The sequence below is a fragment of the Streptococcus sp. SN3 genome (assembly GCF_030439905.1).
In genome coordinates this window covers 461,234-475,937 of record NZ_JAQFJF010000003.1, presented here as the reverse complement: position 1 = coordinate 475,937, position 14,704 = coordinate 461,234, and the positions used below count along the sequence as shown (strand labels likewise).

Annotated in this window: 12 protein-coding genes and 11 tRNA genes; all 23 read left to right on the top strand. The window is 44.2% G+C overall.

What is annotated here, in order from left to right; translation table 11 throughout:
* Positions 1 to 49 precede the first annotated feature (49 nt).
* The 23 genes from PCY71_RS09230 (at position 50) to PCY71_RS09120 (ending at position 14,668) form a co-directional block, all read left to right on the top strand.
* Positions 50 to 135: transfer RNA gene (locus tag PCY71_RS09230), tRNA-Leu, on the top strand.
* Between the two features lie 31 nt (positions 136 to 166).
* Positions 167 to 240, top strand: a tRNA-Arg gene (locus PCY71_RS09225).
* Between the two features lie 20 nt (positions 241 to 260).
* A tRNA-Pro gene (locus PCY71_RS09220) sits at positions 261 to 334 on the top strand.
* Between the two features lie 5 nt (positions 335 to 339).
* A tRNA-Met gene (locus tag PCY71_RS09215) sits at positions 340 to 413 on the top strand.
* Positions 414 to 426: 13 nt separating this feature from the next.
* Positions 427 to 500: transfer RNA gene (locus tag PCY71_RS09210), tRNA-Ile, on the top strand.
* Positions 501 to 512: 12 nt separating this feature from the next.
* A tRNA-Ser gene (locus tag PCY71_RS09205) sits at positions 513 to 602 on the top strand.
* Positions 603 to 621: 19 nt separating this feature from the next.
* Positions 622 to 695, top strand: a tRNA-Met gene (locus PCY71_RS09200).
* A gap of 5 nt (positions 696 to 700) precedes the next feature.
* A tRNA-Phe gene (locus PCY71_RS09195) sits at positions 701 to 773 on the top strand.
* Between the two features lie 20 nt (positions 774 to 793).
* Positions 794 to 864 (top strand) — tRNA-Gly (locus PCY71_RS09190).
* Positions 865 to 897: 33 nt separating this feature from the next.
* Positions 898 to 971: transfer RNA gene (locus PCY71_RS09185), tRNA-Ile, on the top strand.
* 9 nt (positions 972 to 980) lie between these two features.
* Positions 981 to 1,068: transfer RNA gene (locus PCY71_RS09180), tRNA-Ser, on the top strand.
* Positions 1,069 to 1,140: 72 nt separating this feature from the next.
* Positions 1,141 to 1,956, top strand: coding sequence for a rod shape-determining protein MreC (mreC, locus tag PCY71_RS09175; protein WP_002901931.1), 816 nt, complete (start codon positions 1,141 to 1,143; stop codon positions 1,954 to 1,956).
* A 1-nt stretch (position 1,957) separates the two neighbouring features.
* Positions 1,958 to 2,458, top strand: a complete 501-nt coding sequence (mreD, locus tag PCY71_RS09170; RefSeq protein ID WP_048773598.1) for a rod shape-determining protein MreD — start codon at positions 1,958 to 1,960, stop codon at positions 2,456 to 2,458.
* Positions 2,459 to 2,554: 96 nt separating this feature from the next.
* Entirely contained in the window at positions 2,555 to 3,769 is a 1,215-nt protein-coding gene (gene pcsB / locus PCY71_RS09165; protein WP_048773600.1) for a peptidoglycan hydrolase PcsB, read from the top strand.
* 124 nt (positions 3,770 to 3,893) lie between these two features.
* The gene (locus PCY71_RS09160; protein WP_002894321.1) at positions 3,894 to 4,859 is read left to right on the top strand and encodes a ribose-phosphate diphosphokinase; all 966 of its coding nucleotides are present in this window, start codon (positions 3,894 to 3,896) and stop codon (positions 4,857 to 4,859) included.
* Between the two features lie 313 nt (positions 4,860 to 5,172).
* Positions 5,173 to 5,742 carry an LPKTxAVK-anchored surface protein gene (locus PCY71_RS09155; RefSeq protein WP_048773603.1) on the top strand — a complete coding sequence of 190 codons (570 nt, stop codon included), beginning with the start codon at positions 5,173 to 5,175 and terminating at the stop codon, positions 5,740 to 5,742.
* A gap of 94 nt (positions 5,743 to 5,836) precedes the next feature.
* Positions 5,837 to 6,679 carry a class B sortase, LPKTxAVK-specific gene (gene srtB / locus PCY71_RS09150; protein WP_048773605.1) on the top strand — a complete coding sequence of 281 codons (843 nt, stop codon included), beginning with the start codon at positions 5,837 to 5,839 and terminating at the stop codon, positions 6,677 to 6,679.
* A 179-nt stretch (positions 6,680 to 6,858) separates the two neighbouring features.
* The gene (locus tag PCY71_RS09145) at positions 6,859 to 8,031 is read left to right on the top strand and encodes a pyridoxal phosphate-dependent aminotransferase (RefSeq protein ID WP_048773607.1); all 1,173 of its coding nucleotides are present in this window, start codon (positions 6,859 to 6,861) and stop codon (positions 8,029 to 8,031) included.
* Positions 8,024 to 8,797 carry a DNA repair protein RecO gene (gene recO, locus PCY71_RS09140; RefSeq protein ID WP_002922799.1) on the top strand — a complete coding sequence of 258 codons (774 nt, stop codon included), beginning with the start codon at positions 8,024 to 8,026 and terminating at the stop codon, positions 8,795 to 8,797. The genes PCY71_RS09145 and recO overlap by 8 nt, the downstream gene beginning before the upstream one ends.
* 5 nt (positions 8,798 to 8,802) lie before the next feature.
* On the top strand, positions 8,803 to 9,801 hold the full coding sequence (gene plsX, locus PCY71_RS09135; RefSeq protein ID WP_048773610.1) for a phosphate acyltransferase PlsX: 999 nt from the start codon (positions 8,803 to 8,805) through the stop codon (positions 9,799 to 9,801).
* A 2-nt stretch (positions 9,802 to 9,803) separates the two neighbouring features.
* The gene (locus PCY71_RS09130; RefSeq protein ID WP_301412533.1) at positions 9,804 to 10,052 is read left to right on the top strand and encodes an acyl carrier protein; all 249 of its coding nucleotides are present in this window, start codon (positions 9,804 to 9,806) and stop codon (positions 10,050 to 10,052) included.
* A 154-nt stretch (positions 10,053 to 10,206) separates the two neighbouring features.
* Entirely contained in the window at positions 10,207 to 10,914 is a 708-nt protein-coding gene (gene purC, locus PCY71_RS09125) for a phosphoribosylaminoimidazolesuccinocarboxamide synthase (protein ID WP_048773613.1), read from the top strand.
* 19 nt (positions 10,915 to 10,933) lie between these two features.
* Positions 10,934 to 14,668 carry a phosphoribosylformylglycinamidine synthase gene (locus PCY71_RS09120; protein ID WP_048773614.1) on the top strand — a complete coding sequence of 1,245 codons (3,735 nt, stop codon included), beginning with the start codon at positions 10,934 to 10,936 and terminating at the stop codon, positions 14,666 to 14,668.
* Positions 14,669 to 14,704 lie beyond the last annotated feature (36 nt).

The following is a 14,704-nucleotide window of genomic DNA, read 5'->3' as shown; positions in this document are numbered from 1 at the left end:
TTGCCAAGGTGGGGGTCGCGGGTTCGAATCCCGTCGTTCGCTTGAGGCGGCCGGGGTGGCGGAACTGGCAGACGCACAGGACTTAAAATCCTGCGATTGGTAACGATCGTACCGGTTCGATTCCGGTCCTCGGCATAGACTTGTAAGAGGCAGTAGAAGAAGATGAGCACCCTTAGCTCAACTGGATAGAGTACCTGACTACGAATCAGGCGGTTAGAGGTTCGACTCCTCTAGGGTGCATTAAGTGAATAACTTAAGTTCGGGAAGTAGCTCAGCTTGGTAGAGTACTTGGTTTGGGACCAAGGTGTCGCAGGTTCGAATCCTGTCTTCCCGATAGATGGCGGTGTAGCTCAGCTGGCTAGAGCGTCCGGTTCATACCCGGGAGGTCGGGGGTTCGATCCCCTTCGCCGCTATAATGATCTTGTCGGACCTTTAGCTCAGCTGGTTAGAGCTCTCGGCTCATAACCGAGTGGTCGTAGGTTCAAGTCCTACAAGGTCCATAGTGTTATCTTGGAGGATTACCCAAGTCCGGCTGAAGGGAACGGTCTTGAAAACCGTCAGGCGTGTAAAAGCGTGCGTGGGTTCGAATCCCACATCCTCCTTAGGGACGAATAGTAATGACGCGGGATGGAGCAGCTAGGTAGCTCGTCGGGCTCATAACCCGAAGGTCGTAGGTTCAAATCCTGCTCCCGCAATAATTGGCTCGGTAGCTCAGTTGGTAGAGCAATGGATTGAAGCTCCATGTGTCGGCGGTTCGATTCCGTCTCGCGCCATACATTATCATAGTGGTGATGCGGGTGTAGTTTAGTGGTAAAACTACAGCCTTCCAAGCTGTTGTCGCGAGTTCGATTCTCGTCACCCGCTTTGAACGAAAGTTCATACCAAGTTTTCAAACTTGGGCGCGTAGCTCAGGTGGTTAGAGCGCACGCCTGATAAGCGTGAGGTCGGTGGTTCGAGTCCACTCGTGCCCATTAAATATTGGAGAATTACTCAAGAGGCTGAAGAGGACGGTTTGCTAAATCGTTAGGTCGGGTTACCGGCGCGGGGGTTCGAATCCCCCATTCTCCGTATAATGAGGAGTTTAGCGTTTGCTATCTCCTTTTCTTATACTTTCTCGTCCTGTTTAGTGAGGTTTTTCTGATGAATCGATTTAAAAAATCTAAGTTTCTAATTTCTTTTTTTGTATTAGTTGTTGCAATGACGATACTCATCCTATCTACCTCTTCTAGTTGGTTTGTATCAACTACTTCAAATATTATTTCATTGGTAGATAGACTTGTCGGCTCTCCTTTTGCTTTTGTAGCTGATAAAAAAGAAGAAATGTCAGATTTGATGTCTACTTATAGAGAGAATCAGCAGCTCAAGAAAAATCTTTATGAGGTTGAGGAAAAGGCTGGGAAGGCAGATTCCTTAGAAGATGAGAATGAGCAGTTACGAAAACTTCTGGAATTTAAAGAGGCTGATAAAAATCAAACACAAATTGCCAGCGAAGTGATTGCCCGTACGCCAGCATCCTGGAAAAATGAGCTGACTATTGACAAGGGGACATCTGATAATGTGACAGATGCTATGCTAGTAGTCGCTAATGGTGGTCTGGTCGGAAGTGTTTCTGAAACTAGTAGTCAGTCTAGCTTGGTTTCTCTACTGACTAACGAGGAAAACTCAACTAAAATTTCTGTTAGAATTCAAACTAAGTCTGGTCTAGTTTATGGGATTATTACGGGTTATGATGCAAAAAACTCTGCTTATATCATCAGTCAGTTAAATAGTGCTGAAGATATAAAAGAGGGAGATGAGGTGGCAACCAGTGGCTTGGGTGCTTATAATGCAGAAAATATTCCTGTCGGTAAGGTACTTTCCGTGTCTGAGGCTAAGGATCAGTTAAACAAGATTGTTCTGGTTAAGCCAGCTGCGGATTTGTCGGATATCCGTGCTGTAATGTTGGTAGGGAACTGATATGAGAGATATTAAAGAACATCTTTTGACTCCTATTATTTTATTTTTTGTCTTATTGATAGACGGACAAATTTCGACTTTTCTGGCTAATATTCTGCCTTTACAATGGCATTTAGTCAGTCATTTTATCTTTATTTTCATGCTTTTTGTTTCCATCAATCTCTCTAGAAACTACAATATTCTCTTATTTTGCTGTTTGGGGTTGATTTATGATGTTTACTATTTTCATACCATCGGTATTGCTCTTATTCTTTTTCCTCTTTTAAGTCTCTTGGTTTGTCAGTCTAGTTCAACTATGCTTTTAAATACATTTACTCGCTTTTTATCTGTTTTGATTCTTGTATTTTTATTTGAATTAACTAGTTTTGCTTTTGCAGTATTTTTGAATCTTTCTAGTCTGAATTTACAGGATTTTGTCCTTAGCAGTCTGGTACCGACTATCCTTCTCAATAGCCTGATATTCCTCATTTTTCAGCCTATTTTCGAAAAAATGTATTTATGATAAACAAGAAATAAAAATGTAATAAAGGCGTAACATATGATACAGCATTTTCTGGTATACTAGTTAATGTCTTATAAGAAGGAGTGTATTATTTTTATGAAGAAAAAACTACTCACATCAATTTTATTGAGTACGGTTATCCTTTCACAAGGAGCTGCACTTGTGAGCGTTAAAGCGGAGACAACTGATGAAAAGATTGCTGCACAAGACAGCAAGATTAATAGTTTGACAGAGCAACAACAATCAGCTCAAGCACAAGTTAACGAGATTCAAGGCCAAGTATCTGCTATTCAAAAGCAACAAGAAGAGCTTAAAGCAGAAAATGAAAAATTGTCTGCTGAATCTGCAAAACTTTCTGCAGAGATTGACGAACTGTCTAAAAATATTGTTGCTCGTAATGAGTCACTTGCAAATCAAGCACGCAGTACTCAAACAAATGGAACTGCTACTAGCTACATCAATACAGTTGTAAATTCTAGCTCTATCACAGAAGCTATCTCTCGTGTAGCAGCTATGAGCGAAATTGTTTCAGCAAATAACAAAATGCTGGAACAACAAAAGAAAGATAAAGAAGTAATTGCTGAAAAGCAAGTTGCGAATAATGAAGCTATCAATACTGTAATTGCCAACCAAGAGAAGTTAGCTGATGACGAGCAAACTTTGGCAACAAAACAAGCTGAACTGAAAGCGGCTCAGGCAAGCCTTGCAGCTGAAAAAGCAACTGCTGAAAACGAAAAGAATTCTCTTCTTGAAGAAAAAGCAGCAGCTGAAAAAGCAGCAGCAGAAGCAGCGGCTCGTGAAGCAGCTTATAAAGCAGAGCAAGAATCAAAACGCCAAGCAATTGAAGCTTCAGGAAATACTACCCTGCAAGCTCAGGTTCAAGCAGTTGTTAATTCAGCTCCAGCAGCTGAAGCAGCGGCTCCAGCAGCACCTGCAGTAACTCAATCTGTTGCCCGTGCGAATAGACCAGTTTATAGCTCATCTGCATCTTCTTATCCAGTAGGTCAATGTACTTGGGGTGCTAAGACATTAGCTCCTTGGGCTGGCGATTACTGGGGTAATGGTGGACAATGGTCTGCAAGTGCAGCAGCAGCAGGCTTCCGTGTTGGTTCACAGCCAGAAGTTGGAGCGATTGCATGTTGGACTGATGGTGGATACGGACACGTTGCAGTAGTAACAGCTGTTCAATCTACTACAAGCATCCAAGTATCAGAAGCAAACTACCTTGGACAACAATCAATCGGTAACTACCGTGGATGGTTTAACCCAACAACTGCACAAGGTACAGTTTCATATATTTATCCGAACTAATCAGTAAAAAGCGCCTCTGGCGTTTTTTATTTTTAATTGAAAAATCAACTGAAAAAAGTTACAATGGTAGTTGGGAAAAGTTGTAATTGGACAATGAAAGACGATTTAGAATCTGGAGGGAATCATGTCTTTTTCTGATTTAAAACTCTTTGCTCTTTCTTCTAATCAAGAATTAGCGCAGCGTGTTGCTCAAGAGATTGGATTGCCACTTGGGAAATCAACTGTTCGTCAGTTCTCTGATGGAGAGATTCAAGTGAATATTGAAGAATCTATTCGCGGGAAACACGTCTTTATTTTGCAGTCTACCAGCTCGCCAGTCAATGATAATTTGATGGAAATCTTGATTATGGTAGATGCTTTGAAACGGGCTAGCGCTGAATCCATTAATGTTGTCATGCCTTACTATGGCTATGCTCGGCAGGATCGCAAGGCTAGAGCTCGTGAGCCAATTACATCTAAATTAGTTGCTAATATGTTGGAAATTGCTGGTGTGGATCGGATGCTGACTATTGACTTGCACGCAGCGCAAATCCAGGGCTTCTTTGACATTCCTGTGGATCACTTGATGGGTGCACCTTTGATTGCTGATTACTTTGAACGCCGTAATATGACAGGAGGAGACTATGTGGTAGTCAGTCCTGACCATGGTGGTGTGAGTCGGGCTCGTAAGTTAGCAGAGTTTCTGAAAACCCCGATTGCGATTATTGATAAGCGTCGCAGTGTGGACAAGATGAATAGCAGTGAAGTTATGAACATCATTGGTAAGGTGGAAGGAAAAACTTGTATCTTAATTGATGATATGATTGATACAGCAGGGACTATCTGCCATGCAGCTGACGCTCTCGCTGAAGCAGGGGCTGTAGAAGTCTATGCTAGCTGTACGCATCCAGTCTTGTCTGGTCCAGCTATGGATAATATCCAAAAGTCGGCGATTAAAAAATTGGTTGTGCTGGATACAATTTATCTGCCTCAAGAGCGCTTGATTGATAAGATTGAGCAGATTTCAATTGCGCATCTTTTAGGGGAAGCCATTGTCCGTATTCATGAAAAACGGCCGCTGTCACCCTTGTTTGAAATAGGTAAAAAATAATCTGAGATATATGGCTGGGATACTTGATTTCTGGCCTCTTTTTTATTTTATTCCTACTATCTTTTTTAAAAAAGTCCAACATTCACTTTGAAAGAAAACTCAAATTACTTGATGTTTCAAATATAAATAAATGACCATTTAAATAGTTGGTAAATTGACAATTTGTCTCATCCCTTGGTATTCTTTGATTTTAGAAATTTTTATGTAGTAAAATTCTTGACTTTTTTTAGAGTTCGAACTATACTTAATAGTAGGTAATATTAGGTAACGGGGAGTTACAATTATTTTTGAAAAGTAACGAGGAGATGAGATAATGAAAAAGGTTTTGCTTTCAAGTGCTGTGGCCCTTTCACTTTTCGCGGCTGCTGCACCAGTATTTGCTGAGGGTACAGCCAGTCTTTGGGTTAATGACATTGATAATAATGAAGTTCCCCAAGGCAGTACGGACTCAGAATCTAATAAAGTTATAGATGAATTGCAGGCCTATAGAGATGCACAATCAGCTTTGGATCAGCAAGTTGCTGAAGCTAAGAAAGCTCCGGTTGGCAAAAGTGCTGTGATGGAGGATCAAGCTGGTAACAAAGTTCTTGTTATTGGTGAGGGAGAGTCGGCTAATGCGGATCAGCCTTCAGTGGCACCATCTACTACAGATCCATCTACACCGGCTTATTCGGCAGCACCTTACTCCACAGCCTCTTCATCAGTTCCAACTTTTCCAGCACCGTCTCAATCTTCGGCGGCATCCTCTTCAGCAGCAGGTAAAAAGAAGGCTAAAAAATCAGAAAATAAAGCAAAAAAAGCTCCGGAAGCAAAAGAAGAGAACAAGGAAAATGAGGAAAATTCTGAAGAAAAGTCACTTCCTAAGACAAGTGCAGTCAAATAATTCTGTCTTTAATTTGTGCTAACGCCTAAATATCACTGAGCCTTCGTTCGGTGATATTTTTTGTAAAAAATGAAAAATAAAGGATTTTTAGATTATGCAAGAAAAAGATAGGAGTCAAGCTTCGAATAAGAAACAGCTCCTTGTTGTTGGCATCTGCCTCCTGCTAGTTGTTCTGGTTATTGTTTCTGTTTTTTATTCTTTCCGTTCATCAGTATCAGGTAGCAAGCTTCGAGTTTCGCATCCTAGCAGGATTGAAACGTCAAGCTCATCTGCATCTTCAAGTCAGACAGAAAAGGATTATTTAGCAGAACGTTTTGCTAAACTGAAGGCTGTGAATTCAGAAACGATAGGCTATGTCTATGCTCCTGGTACACAGTTGGATGAGCCAGTGGTGCAAACGAAAGATAATGCGACTTATCTGCTGAAGACTTTTGAAGGAAAGCAAGAGCCCTATATGGGAGCGGTCTTTATGGATAAGGACAATCATAAAGATTTCAGCGATCGTCTGACTTGGCTTTTCGGGCATGCTCGGGGTAGCAAGGCAGGAGATCATCGCATGTTTAATGATGTCAACTACTATGATCGTCAGGATTATTTTGACAAACATAGATATGTCGTGATTGAGACTCCTGAGCGTAAGTATTATTATCAAGCTATGGGATTGGTTATCGTGCCGGAAGAGACAGCTTTTTATCGGACGGAGTTTAAGGATGATGAGGACTTTACGACTCAGCTTAGAAATATCTATGAAGCAGCTCGGACTAAGGATCCTAAGATCCAGATTAAGGCGAGTGACCGGTATTTGGTTCTCTCAACCTGCCGTGAGGAAGATGACACAATTCGTTCTAACCTTTATTTGCGGCAGATTCCTGATTCAGAACTGCCAGATTTTCTGGCCAAGCATAGCAAGGAATTGACCTATACTCCGACTCGTTGATTGGCCAGTCACGTGAGATGTGGCTATATCCATTATCTGCCAGAGAAGAATTTTAAGGCAAGGAAAAAAGGGACTAAGTGCAAGCTTAGTCCTTTTTCTGCATAAGAAATCATGTAATAGCTTTTGCTATGCTTCTGCATTTATAGTATAATAGTTCTATTGAGCGGCTGGAGGTATGTATGGATTTAAGTAAGAAATTTAATAAAAACTTAGAAAAAATAGAAATTTCGCTGATTCGTCAGTTTGACCAATCAATTTCTGCTATTCCGGGAGTTCTTCGGCTAACCTTAGGGGAGCCGGACTTTACAACACCGGATCATATCAACGAAGCAGCCAAGGCGGCGATTGATGCTAATCAAAGTCACTACACTGGTATGAGCGGTCTCTTGGAGCTGCGTCAGGCGGCTAGCAGCTTTGTGAAAGAAAAGTACAATCTGCACTATCGCCCAGAAGATGAGGTTTTGGTCACAATTGGGGCGACAGAGGCCTTGTCAGCTACGCTGACAGCTATTTTAGAAGAAGGAGACAAGGTCTTGCTGCCAGCTCCTGCTTATCCAGGCTATGAGCCTATTGTCAATCTAGTGGGGGCAGAGATTGTCGAGATTGATACAACGGCCAATAACTTTGTCCTCACTCCAGAGATGCTGGAAGCAGCTATTTTGGAGCAGGGTGAGCAGCTAAAAGCAGTCATTCTCAATTATCCAGCTAATCCAACCGGCGTGACTTATTCGCGGGAGCAGATAAAAGCTCTGGCGGATGTCCTAGGAAAATACCAAGTCTTTGTGGTCTGCGATGAGGTCTATTCTGAGCTGACCTATACAGAGCAGGGGCATGTCTCCATCGCGGAGTATCTGCCAGACCAAACCATTGTCATTAACGGCCTGTCTAAGTCTCATGCCATGACTGGCTGGCGGTTGGGCTTTATCTTTGCTCCAGCAGTTTTCACTGCTCAGCTGATTAAGAGCCATCAGTATCTCGTAACAGCAGCCAATACCATGGCTCAGTTTGCAGGCATTGAAGCCCTGATAGTTGGGAAAGATGATGCGGAGCCAATGAAGGCTGAGTATATACAGCGCCGCGATTATATCATAGGGAAAATGGCTGAGCTAGGCTTTAAGATTATCAAACCAGACGGGGCTTTTTATATCTTTGCTAAGATACCAGATGGTTATAATCAAGATTCTTTTGCTTTTCTGAAGGATTTTGCAGAGAAGAAGGCTGTGGCCTTGATCCCGGGAGCAGCTTTTGGTCAATACGGGGAAGGTTATATCCGTCTGTCCTATGCGGCTAGTATGGAGACGATTCGAGAAGCTCTGAAGCGCCTCAAGGACTACATGGAGGCCTATGCTTAAATCTCTAACAAGTCAAGGTCTGGTTCTCTATAACCGTAATTTCCGTGAGGATGATAAGCTGGTCAAGATTTTTACGGAACAGGCTGGTAAGCGTATGTTTTTCGTCAAGCATGCTGGGAAGTCCAAGCTAGCACCCGTCATTCAGCCTTTGACTGCGGCGAACTTGCTGATGAAAATCAATGATGATGGTCTTAGCTATATCGAGGATTATCAGGATGTAGTCACCTATCACCGCATCAATGAGGACTTATTCATCATGGCCTATGCCAGTTATGTGGCGGCCTTGGCAGATGCCAGTCTTCAGGACAATCAGCCGGATCCTGCTCTCTTTGCTTTTCTGCAGAAAACCCTGGAGCTGATGAATAATGGTCTGGACTATGAGGTGCTGACCAATATCTTTGAGATTCAAATTTTGTCACGTTTTGGGGTTTCGCTGAACTTCCATGACTGTGCTTTTTGTCATCGGACGGGCTTGCCTTTTGACTTCTCTTTCAAATATAGCGGAGTCCTTTGCCCTGAGCATTACCATCAGGATGAACGCCGCTGTCATCTAAATCCCAACCTTCCTTTTCTGCTGGACCAATTTCAGGCGGTCCGCTTTAGCGAATTGGAGACCATTTCTTTGAAGCCAGATATTAAAAAGCAGCTGCGGGATTTTATCGATCTGCTCTATGATGAATATGTCGGCATCCATCTCAAATCCAAAAAATTTATAGATTCTCTGGGAGACTGGGGAAGCATTTTAAAAGATAAGAACGAGGAATAAATCGAATGAAAAAAATAGCTGTTGATGCTATGGGAGGGGACAATGCCCCTCAGGCTCTGGTGGAAGGAGCTAATCGAGCGGTACAGGAGTTTTCGGATATTGAAATTCTCCTTTATGGCGATGAAGCGAAAATCAAGCCTTATCTGACTGCTGGTGAGCGGATCCGCATCATCCACACGGAGGAGAAGATTGACTCGGACGACGAGCCGACCAAGGCCATCCGTCAGAAGAAAGAGGCTAGTATGGTACTGGCAGCCAAGGCTGTGAAGGCAGGGGAAGCAGATGCTATGCTATCTGCTGGAAATACTGGAGCACTTTTGGCAGCAGGATTCTTTATCGTGGGGCGTATCAAGAATATTGACCGACCGGGGCTCTTATCTACTATGCCAACGGTTGGAGGTCAGGGATTTGATATGCTGGATTTGGGAGCTAATGCTGAAAACACAGCCCATCATTTACACCAGTATGCGACTTTGGGTTCTTTCTATGCTGAAAATGTCCGAGGAATCAAGAAGCCGAGGGTGGGTCTCTTGAATAACGGAACAGAAAGTAGCAAGGGCGACCCTCTGCGCAAGGAAGCCTACGAGCTTTTAGCTGGGGATTCGACACTTAACTTTATCGGCAATGTAGAAGCGCGTGATTTGATGAATGATGTGGCGGATGTTGTCGTTGCAGATGGCTTTACTGGTAATGCTGTTCTGAAATCAATCGAAGGAACTGCTATCAGTATCATGGGTCAGCTGAAGAAGTCTATTTTAGGCGGTGGTTTCAAAGCTAAATTGGGAGCTTGGTTGCTCAAGGATAGCCTGCGAGGGCTCAAAAATAGTCTAGACTATTCTAGTGCAGGCGGTGCAGTTCTATTCGGCTTGAAAGCGCCTGTTGTCAAAACGCATGGCTCTAGCGATGCTAAGGCTGTTTATAGCACGATTCGTCAGATTCGCACCATGCTGGAAACAGATGTTGTTGGTAAATCGGTCGTTGAATTTTCAGATGCAAAGGAGTAAACATGAGCGAAAAAGAAATTTATGCAAAAATTGTCGAAATCATTCAAGAACATGACAGCAACAAGCTGCATATCACTCCAGAACTGAGCTTGAAAGAGGAGCTGGGAGTGGACTCTGTTGATTTGATGGAATTTATCATCAATCTGGAAGAAGCTTTTGATATTGAGATTCCTGATGAGGATATGGATAATTTCAAAACAATTTCCGATGTGGTGGCTTATATCCACGAGAAGCTGAAGAAGCAACATTAAAAATCAAAGATCGGTATCTTCCGGTCTTTTTTTCGTATCTTGGAAAGGAAACGATTTCTTTAACTGAATACAGAAAGTTTATACGGAATTTCTTGTAAAATGTATTCAAAGATGATAAAATGAGGGTATAAAACCACGAAAGGCGAATATTAAAATGTCTAATAAGTTGTTATATTCGGGAAAGGCTAAGGATATTTTCTCTACAGATGATGAGCAAGTCATTCTGGCGCGCTACAAGGACCAGGCAACGGCTTTTAATGGAGTCAAGAAGGAGCAGATTGCTGGTAAAGGAGTGCTCAACAACCAGATTTCATCTTTTATTTTTGAGAAACTCAATGCGGCTGGAGTGGCGACGCATTTTATTGAGAAGGTCTCGGATACGGACCAGCTAAATAAAAAAGTAGAGATTATTCCTTTGGAAGTGGTGCTGCGCAACTACACAGCAGGTTCTTTTTCCAAGCGTTTTGGAGTAGAAGAGGGCATCGCGCTTGAAACTCCGATTGTGGAATTTTACTACAAAAATGATGATTTGGACGATCCATTCATCAATGATGAGCATGTGGAATTCTTGAAGATTGCCAGCGATAAAGAAATTGCCTTTTTGAAAGAGGAGACTCGTCGAATCAACGAGCTTTTGTCAGACTGGTTCCGCCAAATCGGACTGAAATTGATTGATTTTAAGTTAGAGTTCGGCTTTGACAAAGATGGCAAGATTATTCTGGCAGATGAATTTTCACCAGACAATTGCCGCCTCTGGGATGCGGAAGGCCATCACATGGACAAGGATGTTTTCCGGCGCGGACTTGGTGAACTGACAGATGTCTATCAGGTTGTTTGGGAAAAATTGCAGGCGATTAAGTAAGGGCAGGGTGTGAAAAATCATGGACAAGCGTATTTTTGTAGAGAAGAAGAGCAACTTCGGTGTGAAGTCACAGAGCTTGGTGAGAGAGCTGACGCATAATCTTCAGTTGAAAACATTGTCAGATCTTCGGATGATTCAAGTTTATGATGTCTTTCATCTGGCAGAAGATTTGGTCGCTCGGGCTGAAAAGCATATTTTCTCTGAGCAAGTGACAGATAGATTGCTGACGGCGGAGGAAGTAGAGGCTGCACTTGCAGAGACAGCGTTTTTTGCCATCGAAGCGCTGCCGGGGCAGTTTGACCAGCGGGCAGCCAGCTCTCAGGAGGCTCTCTTTTTGCTCGGCGCTGGGACAGATGTTCTGGTGAGGACCGCTCAGCTTTATTTGGTCAATAAAGACATCTCAGACAGCGAGTTAGCAGCGATCAAGAAATACTTGCTGAATCCAGTTGATTCACGCTTTAAAGATATTGAGCAGCCGATCCAGCTGGAGCAATTCTCCGAGTCAGATAAGACCATTCCGGTTCTAGACTTCTTTAAGGACTATACGGAAGCGGACTTTAAGGCCTACAAGCAGGAGCATGGTCTGGCTATGGAAGTGGCAGATTTGCTCTTCATTCAGGACTATTTCAAGTCGATTGGCCGTTTCCCGACGGAGACCGAGCTCAAGGTTCTGGATACTTACTGGTCTGACCACTGTCGACACACGACCTTTGAGACGGAGTTGAAGAAGATTGATTTTTCGGCTTCTAAGTTTGAAAAGCAGTTGCAGGCCACTTATGATAAATACTTGTCTATGCGCGATGAGCTGGGACGTGGTGACAAACCGCAGACTCTTATGGATATGGCGACTATTTTTGGGCGCTACGAGCGAGCTAATGGCCGTCTGGATGACATGGAAGTGTCTGATGAGATCAATGCCTGCTCAGTGGAGATTGAAGTGGATGTGGATGGTATCAAGGAGCCTTGGCTGCTGATGTTCAAAAATGAAACCCATAACCACCCAACAGAAATTGAACCTTTTGGAGGGGCTGCGACCTGTATCGGCGGAGCCATTCGTGATCCGCTTTCTGGCCGTTCTTATGTTTATCAGGCTATGCGGATTTCAGGTGCGGGCGATATTACTCAACCGATTGCTGAAACGCGGGCTGGCAAGCTCCCTCAGCAGGTCATTTCAAAAACAGCAGCGCATGGCTATTCTTCTTACGGGAATCAAATTGGTCTAGCAACGACCTATGTCCGTGAGTATTTCCATCCGGGCTTTGTAGCTAAGCGGATGGAGCTGGGTGCGGTTGTCGGTGCGGCTCCTAAGGAAAATGTTGTCCGTGAAAAACCAGCAGCAGGTGATGTGGTCATCTTGCTGGGAGGTAAGACAGGCCGTGATGGTGTTGGTGGAGCTACTGGCTCGTCCAAGGTACAGACAGCTGCGTCTGTGGAGACGGCTGGTGCGGAAGTACAAAAAGGAAATGCTATAGAGGAGCGCAAGATTCAGCGCCTCTTCCGCGATGGCAATGTGACTCGTCTCATCAAGAAATCCAATGACTTTGGGGCTGGCGGAGTCTGCGTAGCTATTGGTGAATTGGCAGACGGGCTGGAAATTGACCTTGACAAGGTACCGCTCAAATACCAAGGACTTAATGGTACAGAAATCGCGATTTCTGAATCGCAGGAGCGAATGGCTGTGGTGGTCCGCCCAGAAGATGTGGAACAATTTATCGCTGCGGCAGCTAAGGAAAATCTGCTGGCAGTCGTTGTGGCTAAAGTGACAGAAAAGCCAAATCTGGTTATGCACTGGAACGGGGAAACCATCGTTGATATTGAGCGGAGTTTTCTGGACACTAATGGTGTGCGCGTGGTTGTGGATGCTAAGGTTGTGGATGCCCAAGCAGCATTACCAGGGCAGGCTGTAACTTCTAAAGCGACTTTGGAGCAGGACCTCAAGAGCTTGCTCAGCGACCTCAATCATACCAGTCAAAAGGGTCTGCAGACTATCTTTGATAGCTCTGTTGGCCGTTCTACTGTTAATCATCCAATTGGCGGGCGCTACCAAATTACGCCGACTGAGGCTTCTGTGCAGAAACTGCCAGTTGAGCATGGCAAGACAGAGACAGTATCTGTGATGGCGCAGGGCTACAATCCTTATGTGGCAGCTTGGTCACCTTATCATGGAGCAGCTTATGCAGTGATTGAAGCGACAGCTCGCCTGGTTGCTGCTGGTTCGGACTGGTCCAAGGCTCGCTTCTCTTATCAGGAATACTTCGAGCGGATGGACAAGCAGGCTGAGCGTTTTGGACAGCCGGTCTCTGCTCTGCTTGGTTCAATTGAAGCTCAGATTCAGCTCGGTTTGCCGTCTATTGGTGGTAAGGATTCCATGAGCGGAACTTTTGAAGAATTGACCGTGCCGCCGACCTTGGTAGCTTTTGGCGTGACTACTTCAACTGCTGGGCGCATCCTGTCTCCAGAGTTTAAGGCGGCAGGAGAGTCTATCTACTATCTGCCAGGACAGGTCCTGTCTCAGGATATTGACTTTGACTTAATCAAGAATAACTTTGAAAATTTTGCGGCCATTCAGTCCAAGTATCAGATTACAGCAGCAGCCACTGTGAAATACGGTGGTCTGGCAGAGAGTCTGGCCTTGATGAGCTTCGGTAATCGTATTGGTGCTCAAGTGGATGTTGCTGATCTGCCTTCCGTTTTGCAGGCGCAGCTGGGCGGATTTGTCTTTACTAGTCCGAAGCAGGATATTCCAGACGCAGTGAAGATTGGTCAGACCAAGCCAGACTTTACACTGATTGTTAATGGTGTCCAGCTTGAGGGAGCAGAGCTTTTGGCAAGCTTTGAAGGCCGACTAGATCCTATCTACCCGACAGAATTTAAACAGGAAACAGTTATTGAAGAAGTGCCAGCTCTTGTCTCTGATACAGTTATCAAAGCCAAAGAGACAGTAGCGGAGCCGCTGGTTTATATTCCAGTCTTCCCTGGAACCAACTCAGAATATGACTCAGCCAAAGCCTTTGAAGCAACTGGAGCTAAAGTCAATCTAGTTCCATTCGTTACTTTGGATGAAGCAGCTATTGTTCAGTCCGTTGACAGCATGGTTGACAATATTGACAAGGCCAATATCATCTTCTTTGCAGGCGGCTTCTCTGCTGCAGATGAGCCAGATGGGTCAGCTAAGTTTATTGTCAACATCCTTCTCAACGAGAAGGTTAAGAAAGCCATTGATGCTTTTATCGCTCGCGGCGGTCTCATCATTGGTATCTGTAATGGCTTCCAGGCTCTGGTTAAATCCGGTCTTCTTCCTTACGGAAACTTTGAAGAAGCAGGGGCTAGCAGTCCAACTCTCTTTTACAATGATGCCAACCAGCACGTGGCCAAGATGGTTGAAACCCGCATTGTCAATACCAACTCGCCTTGGCTGGCTGGTGTGCAAGTGGGAGATATCCATGCCATTCCGGTTTCTCATGGTGAAGGGAAATTTGTTGTGACGGCTGAGGAGTTTGCTGAGCTGCGCGATAATGGTCAGATTTGGAGTCAGTACGTAGACTTTGACGGTCAGCCGAGCATGGACAGCAAGTATAATCCAAACGGCTCTCTCTACGCTATCGAAGGAATTATGAGCAAGAACGGCCAAATCATCGGGAAGATGGGTCACTCAGAACGTTATGAAGACGGCCTTTTCCAAAATATTCCAGGTCAGAAAGACCAGAAATTGTTTGAAAGCGCCGTTCGTTATTTCCAAGCGAGTCAAGAATAAAGCTGGCTTGCAAGAGCAAGCAATCAAAGAAGGAGT

Coding starts and splice junctions, on each gene's coding strand:
- PCY71_RS09160 (WP_002894321.1), top strand. CDS start 3,894: ATGTCTTTTTCTGATTTAAAACTCTTTGCTCTTTCTTCTAATCAAGAA.
- srtB (WP_048773605.1), top strand. CDS start 5,837: ATGCAAGAAAAAGATAGGAGTCAAGCTTCGAATAAGAAACAGCTCCTT.
- pcsB (WP_048773600.1), top strand. CDS start 2,555: ATGAAGAAAAAACTACTCACATCAATTTTATTGAGTACGGTTATCCTT.
- mreD (WP_048773598.1), top strand. CDS start 1,958: ATGAGAGATATTAAAGAACATCTTTTGACTCCTATTATTTTATTTTTT.
- PCY71_RS09120 (WP_048773614.1), top strand. CDS start 10,934: ATGGACAAGCGTATTTTTGTAGAGAAGAAGAGCAACTTCGGTGTGAAG.
- mreC (WP_002901931.1), top strand. CDS start 1,141: ATGAATCGATTTAAAAAATCTAAGTTTCTAATTTCTTTTTTTGTATTA.
- purC (WP_048773613.1), top strand. CDS start 10,207: ATGTCTAATAAGTTGTTATATTCGGGAAAGGCTAAGGATATTTTCTCT.
- PCY71_RS09130 (WP_301412533.1), top strand. CDS start 9,804: ATGAGCGAAAAAGAAATTTATGCAAAAATTGTCGAAATCATTCAAGAA.
- PCY71_RS09145 (WP_048773607.1), top strand. CDS start 6,859: ATGGATTTAAGTAAGAAATTTAATAAAAACTTAGAAAAAATAGAAATT.
- PCY71_RS09155 (WP_048773603.1), top strand. CDS start 5,173: ATGAAAAAGGTTTTGCTTTCAAGTGCTGTGGCCCTTTCACTTTTCGCG.
- plsX (WP_048773610.1), top strand. CDS start 8,803: ATGAAAAAAATAGCTGTTGATGCTATGGGAGGGGACAATGCCCCTCAG.
- recO (WP_002922799.1), top strand. CDS start 8,024: ATGCTTAAATCTCTAACAAGTCAAGGTCTGGTTCTCTATAACCGTAAT.